Source organism: Pedobacter sp., assembly GCF_035566355.1.
Taxonomy (GTDB): domain Bacteria; phylum Bacteroidota; class Bacteroidia; order Sphingobacteriales; family Sphingobacteriaceae; genus Pedobacter.
In genome coordinates this window covers 1-5,772 of sequence record NZ_DATMRL010000547.1, presented here as the reverse complement: position 1 = coordinate 5,772, position 5,772 = coordinate 1, and the positions used below count along the sequence as shown (strand labels likewise).

3 protein-coding genes are annotated in these 5,772 nt (G+C 44.9%); 2 read left to right on the top strand and 1 reads right to left on the bottom strand.

Features of this window, described 5'->3' with window-relative positions:
* Both VNZ46_RS21500 and VNZ46_RS21495 read left to right on the top strand, forming a co-directional pair.
* Positions 1-1,492, top strand: a 1,492-nt coding sequence (locus tag VNZ46_RS21500; RefSeq protein WP_325562454.1) for a glycoside hydrolase family 97 protein, incomplete at its 5' end; no start/stop codon positions are given.
* On the top strand, positions 1,492-4,941 hold the full coding sequence (locus VNZ46_RS21495; protein WP_325562452.1) for an alpha/beta hydrolase family protein: 3,450 nt from the start codon (positions 1,492-1,494) through the stop codon (positions 4,939-4,941). The genes VNZ46_RS21500 and VNZ46_RS21495, both read left to right, overlap by 1 nt.
* Here the strand turns inward: VNZ46_RS21495 and glgP are convergent.
* On the bottom strand, positions 4,938-5,772 hold an 835-nt coding region (gene glgP / locus VNZ46_RS21490; protein WP_325562450.1), incomplete at its 5' end, for an alpha-glucan family phosphorylase. The two genes, VNZ46_RS21495 and glgP, sit on opposite strands and share 4 nt — an antisense overlap.

The following is a 5,772-nucleotide window of genomic DNA, read 5'->3' as shown; positions in this document are numbered from 1 at the left end:
GATTGTTCCTGGTAAAATCGGTGTAGAAAGAGTGGTTGGGGAGTCTACCGTATTTACCCTTCCAACAGGAACAACAGCCTGGTATCACGACATCAATGCACATTACGAGGGGGTATATGAAAAACGGAATATGGATACAGTGAAAAGGGGTGGTTGGGCAGCACCTCCAGCTACTTTCCAGCTCCAGAAAAATTCTTGTTATCTTTCCATTACAGAAGCAGATCTGAAGAATTATGGTGGAATGGCGCTTCAAACCGACGGACAAAACGGCTTGGTCTTGAGACTTCCTTCTGAGCAACCCGTTTCTTATCCATATAAACTGCGCTATAGTCCTGCAGATACATTGAAGCTTTCCAAACCTGCACATATAAAAGGAACAATTACAACTCCGTGGCGGGTGGTCATGATCGCAGAGAATCTGAATAGTCTGGTCAACAATGACATGGTTCATAACCTCTGCCCACCGCCAGATCCAAAAATATTTCCCCAGGGTATAAAAACTTCCTGGATAAAACCCGGGCCAGCCGTTTGGAAATACCTGGACGGAGGAGGGCAAAGCACCTTGGAGGAGATGAAGGAATATTCCAGACTGGCTGCTGATTTAGGCTTTAAACACAATATTCTGGAAGGATTCTGGCATAGATGGACCGATGCCGAGCTTCGCGAACTGGTGCAGTATTCCGCAGCTAAAGGCGTTGACATCTGGCTCTGGGAACATTCAAAGAATTTATGGGATGCGGGCAAAAGGCATGCTTTGTTTGAGCATTGCCATGACCTGGGGATCAGAGGGCTGAAGATCGACTTTTTTGATCATGAAGCGAAAGACGTTATTGATTTATACCAGGCTATTCTCCGGGAAACGGCAGCTCTGCAAATTATGGTTGATTTTCACGGAGCGAATAAACCGACGGGACAGGAACGGACCTGGCCAAATGAATTGACACGAGAGGCTGTGAAAGGTATGGAAGCCAGTAAACTGGCCGACCGGGCGACACACGAAGTAACCCTTCCTTTTACCAGATTTATTTCCGGTCCGGCAGAATATACACCGGTGCATTTTGGCGAACGACGTAAAAATACAACCTGGGCACACCAGGTCGCAAGTGCCGCTATTTTAAGTGCTCCATTGCTCACCTATGCAGCCAGTCCTGAGCATCTGTTGCAAAATCCCGCAGTGGAAATGATCAAAAGTATCCCCTCTATATGGGATCAGACCATCGTCTTGCCAGGTTCTGCTATAGGTGAAGCAGCAATATTTGCCAGAAGGAAAGGAAATACCTGGTTCCTTGCGGTGATGAATGGCGCCAAACCAAAAAAAATAGATATCTCGCTTGATTTTTTGGGCAATGGTAATTACAAAGTGTTGGAAATTAAAGATAAAACAGGGCAATCTGATGCTGTTGAGGTATCGAATACGAGCTATACCATGCACAAGAGCATACGTCTTGATCTGGGAGAAGGAGGAGGATATATCGCTAAATTTGAAAGATAATGCCAGTAAAATATCAAATATCTGTGTTCTTTATGTTCTTGCTTTTGGCAGGATTATCTGGCTATGGGCAAATAAAGGGCAGTCTATGGGACACCAAGCCCATCTATAAAGTACCTGCTTATAAAATCATAAGTAAGGATTCTGTACAGGCCCTGGTTTACGATGGATTGCCCTACAAAGGACATCGCAATAAGGTATTTGCTTATTACTGCAGCCCCGGCATGCTCAGTGGCAAGTCAGCAGAAGACCGGAATTTGCCTGCTGTGGTACTGGTGCATGGTGGGGGAGGAACGGCCTTTAAGCAATGGGCAATACTCTGGGCAAAAAAGGGCTATGCAGCAATTGCGATGGATTTAAGGGGAAATGATGGAAACAGAAAACATATAGATGGTGGCTTTGAAGAACCAGATAAACTGACTCCATATTTTACCATAACCAACAACAAAGAAGAGCAATGGATGTACCAGGCCGTTGCAGATGTCATTCTTGCACATAATCTGATCCGAAGCTTTAAAGAAGTAGACAGCAGCCGCACCGCACTAACAGGGATCAGCTGGGGTGGAATCATCAGTAATGTACTTGCAGGTGTAGACAACCGGTACAAAGCAGTAGTGCCCGTGTATGGCTGTGGTTTTTTGTTTGAGAACAGTGCCATGCGGAAAGAGTTGGATAAACTCAGCCCCAGCGACAAATCCACCTGGATCAGACAATACGATCCTTCACAGTATGTGGGCAAAGCATCGATGCCTGTTCTGTTTATCAACGGCACAAACGACGGGAATTTTTTCCTGGATAGCTATGCTAAAACCTATGATAAAGTAAAAAATAAAACCCTTTCCATCAAAATTGGACTGAAACACAACCATGCACATGGTTGGGGAAACCAGGAGATTTATACTTTTATTAACAGTTACCTGAATGGTACACCAGGTCTGGCCCGGCTGGCTGCCCCCAAAATCACCGGCACTGGAATCAAGGTCAGATTTACTTCGGAATTGCCAGTTCAAAAGGCTTTTTTAAACTATACAAGGGACACCACTTCCATACTGATGAACAGAAAATGGGAAAGTATAGCCGTTGCCATCTGGAACAATGAAATTGTTATACCAGCATTACCTAAAGGCCTTACCATCTGGTACCTTTCCTTAACCGACGAAAGCGGTATGCAGGTTTCAGGTGAGTTGCAGTGGCCAGAAAAAAAGCCTGTTTCAGTGGAAGGGCGTGAGATTTACGCTGGAAGATATAAAGCCGTTTTTGATACAGCTCCCAAGCATACACCCAGCTCTAAAACTCCGGACGGCCCCCTGGCAGGAAACGGAGATATTGGGCTCAGCCTTGGCGGAACGCCAGATAAGCTTCGGTTTTACATCGGTAAAAATGATTTCTGGCGAGCCTATCCGGTTTATCCGGGCGGCGGAATAGCTTCTCCAGGATTCCTGGAAATGAACATTAAAGATTTGGAAGGTGGAGAATATCACGCCGAAGAACTTCTGGACAGTGCATTCATCAAAGCGAGATTTAGTACATCCAAACTTGATCTTTCCCTGAATAGCTGGGTAAGTGCAACTGCAAATACAATAGTCGCTGAACTCAACGCCAATCGGGCAACCACAATTGTACTAAAATTGAAGGCTACAGAAGGAAATACCTCCATTTCTCATTATGGAAAAACAGGCGATGTGATCTGGGTAACACGTTCCTTTGAAAACAGTCCTTTGCTGGAATGGCCGGCGCATATCGTTATGGCTTTAAAAGTGACTGGAGGAACATTAGAACAAAACGGTACCTTGAGGTTGAGCCCCGGTGAAAAAACACGGATAAGCATCACCATATATACGAATCAAGACGGTAAAGATTGGAAAGAAAGAGCTATACAGGAAGCAGCAGCAATGGATGAAAATACCGTACAACAATTGAAAAGCGCGCATCTGCAATGGTGGAAAGATTTCTGGAACCGCTCTCAGATTTCAATTGGAGACACGACACTTGAAAAATACTATTATGCCTCCCAGTATCTTTTTGCCTCTTCATCCCGCAAAGGGAAGTTTGCACCAGGTATCTGGGGCCCTTTTGTAACCAGAGACTCTACTTCCTGGGGTGGAGATTATCACCTCAATTACAATTATCAGGCGCCTTACTGGGCGGCTTATTCTTCCAATTATATGGACCTGACGGATAACTTTGATCAGCCGTTACTCGATTATATGGAGAAAGGAAAACGCCATGCAAAAGAACTGCTGGGCATCAGCGGCATTTACTACCCGGTAGGCATAGGCCCCAAAGGATTAGTGACCACCCGCTGGCCATTAAGCCCTCAGGAGATGTTAAAAAGATACGGAACGACAGATAATACCATCGATGGGGGTTACAAATTCCTTGGCCAGAAGATCAACGCGGTGTTTAGTGCAGGCAATATGCTGATGAGGTTCTATAGTACTTATGACGAAGATTATGCCCGTAAAGTTTATCCCTATCTGCTGGAATGTGCCAATTTCTGGGAAGACTATCTGAAATATGAAAATGGGAAATATGTGATCTATATGGACCACTATGGTGAAGTGATGCCTAATCTAAGAAACAAAGGTATTTGGAAAGACCAGTTGGGAGATTTCAATTCAACGCTCTCCCTCGGCCTGGTCAAAATGCTCTTCAAAGGCATCGTAGACATGAGTACCTTTCTTCACAAGGATCGGCAGCGACAAGCAAAATGGGTACAGATCCGAGACCATATTAGCTCTTTTCCTCTGGGAGAAAAAGAAGGTCGGATGAGTTTGAAAAGTGTAGAGAAAAGCCCAGCCAGCTGGCATCAGGGCGTGATGGGTTTATCAAGAGTATCCATCCATGGTTTAATCCTACCGGGCGGTGTTTGCGGGCCGTTTACCGACTCTGCATTTAACCAGATCCTGTTGCAGGATGTAGCACATTGGAAAGATAAGGCAAAGGAACCGGGAGATTGGGGAAATACACTGGGCAATGGTATAGAAACCTGTTTTCCGGCTGCGGTAAGAGTAGGCTATCCTGCCGATGAAATTATGAATTATTTAAAGGCAAGGATTGCCAGGCAATCTCTTTCCAACCTGTGGATCACGGCCGAGGGCGGAGGTCTTGAAACCCTTGCAGCTGTACCGCTCACGGTCAATGAAATGCTCCTGCAAAGTTATGAGGGCGTGATCCGGATCTTCCCGAACTGGAATAGAAACAAATCAGCAAGTTTTCATAAACTCAGGGCCTATGGTGCATTCGTTATCAGCAGCAGCCTGGACAACGGAAAAATAGAAAATGTTCAGATTTATAGTGAAAAAGGAAGAGATTGTATTCTGGAAAACCCATGGCCAGGCCAGCATTTTCAAGTCATCCGAAATGGAGTAAAAGGAGAACAAGTCTACGGTAAAAGAATTGTTCTCCCAACGGTTGAACAGGAGAAACTCCTGCTAAAACCCCTCCTTTAATAAAGTTCCTGCTGATACTGTTCAACCATTCTGCCAGAATCAAACTGCGGTACAATTTCCCTTGCTGCAGTTTTTAAAATATCTGTCCATTTCGCCTGATCTTTATAATATAGGGGTACGACCACCTGTTCCAGTTTATCCATTAAAGCGGAAGCTTCCTGCTTGTCTTTATCCATATCGCTCAGTTCATCCGCTGCCGGCTGGATAACAAATGCATTTTCCATATCCTTCGCAAATTCTGGTACCCATCCATCAGGCATAGAAAGATTGATGCTGCCATTCATGGCCGCGGCCATTCCGCTGGTACCTGAAGCTTCCCGATACATTTTTGGATTGTTGAGCCACACATCAGAACCTTTTTTTAATAAGGCAGACAAGCCCAGTTCGTAACCAGTCAGTACCGCACAATTCTTTAAAGATTTAGCCCTTTGGATGATCTGGTTGAACAAATCAATAGCACCTTGGTCTTCAGGGTAAGGTTTTCCGGCCCAGATCACTTGTACAGGGTAATCTGCATTATTGATGAGTTTTACAAATCTGTCCCAGTCTCTCATCAGCAGGTCAGCTCGTTTATAAGCGGCAAAGCGTCTTGCCCAGACCAGAGTGAGCACATTCGGATCAAATAATTTTCCGCATTGGTCCGCTACTGTTTTAAAGAGGCGGATCTTCATTTCTTTCTTAACCAGCTGAATCTGTTCCTGCTCACTGGTTTCTAATGCCTGTTCAAACGGTTCTTCCTTCCAATAAGTTTTGTTCTGTGCATTGGTAATAGAAATGATTTCACAGATATTTGGATAATGCCCCCACATTTCCCTGGCGACTTCGCCATGT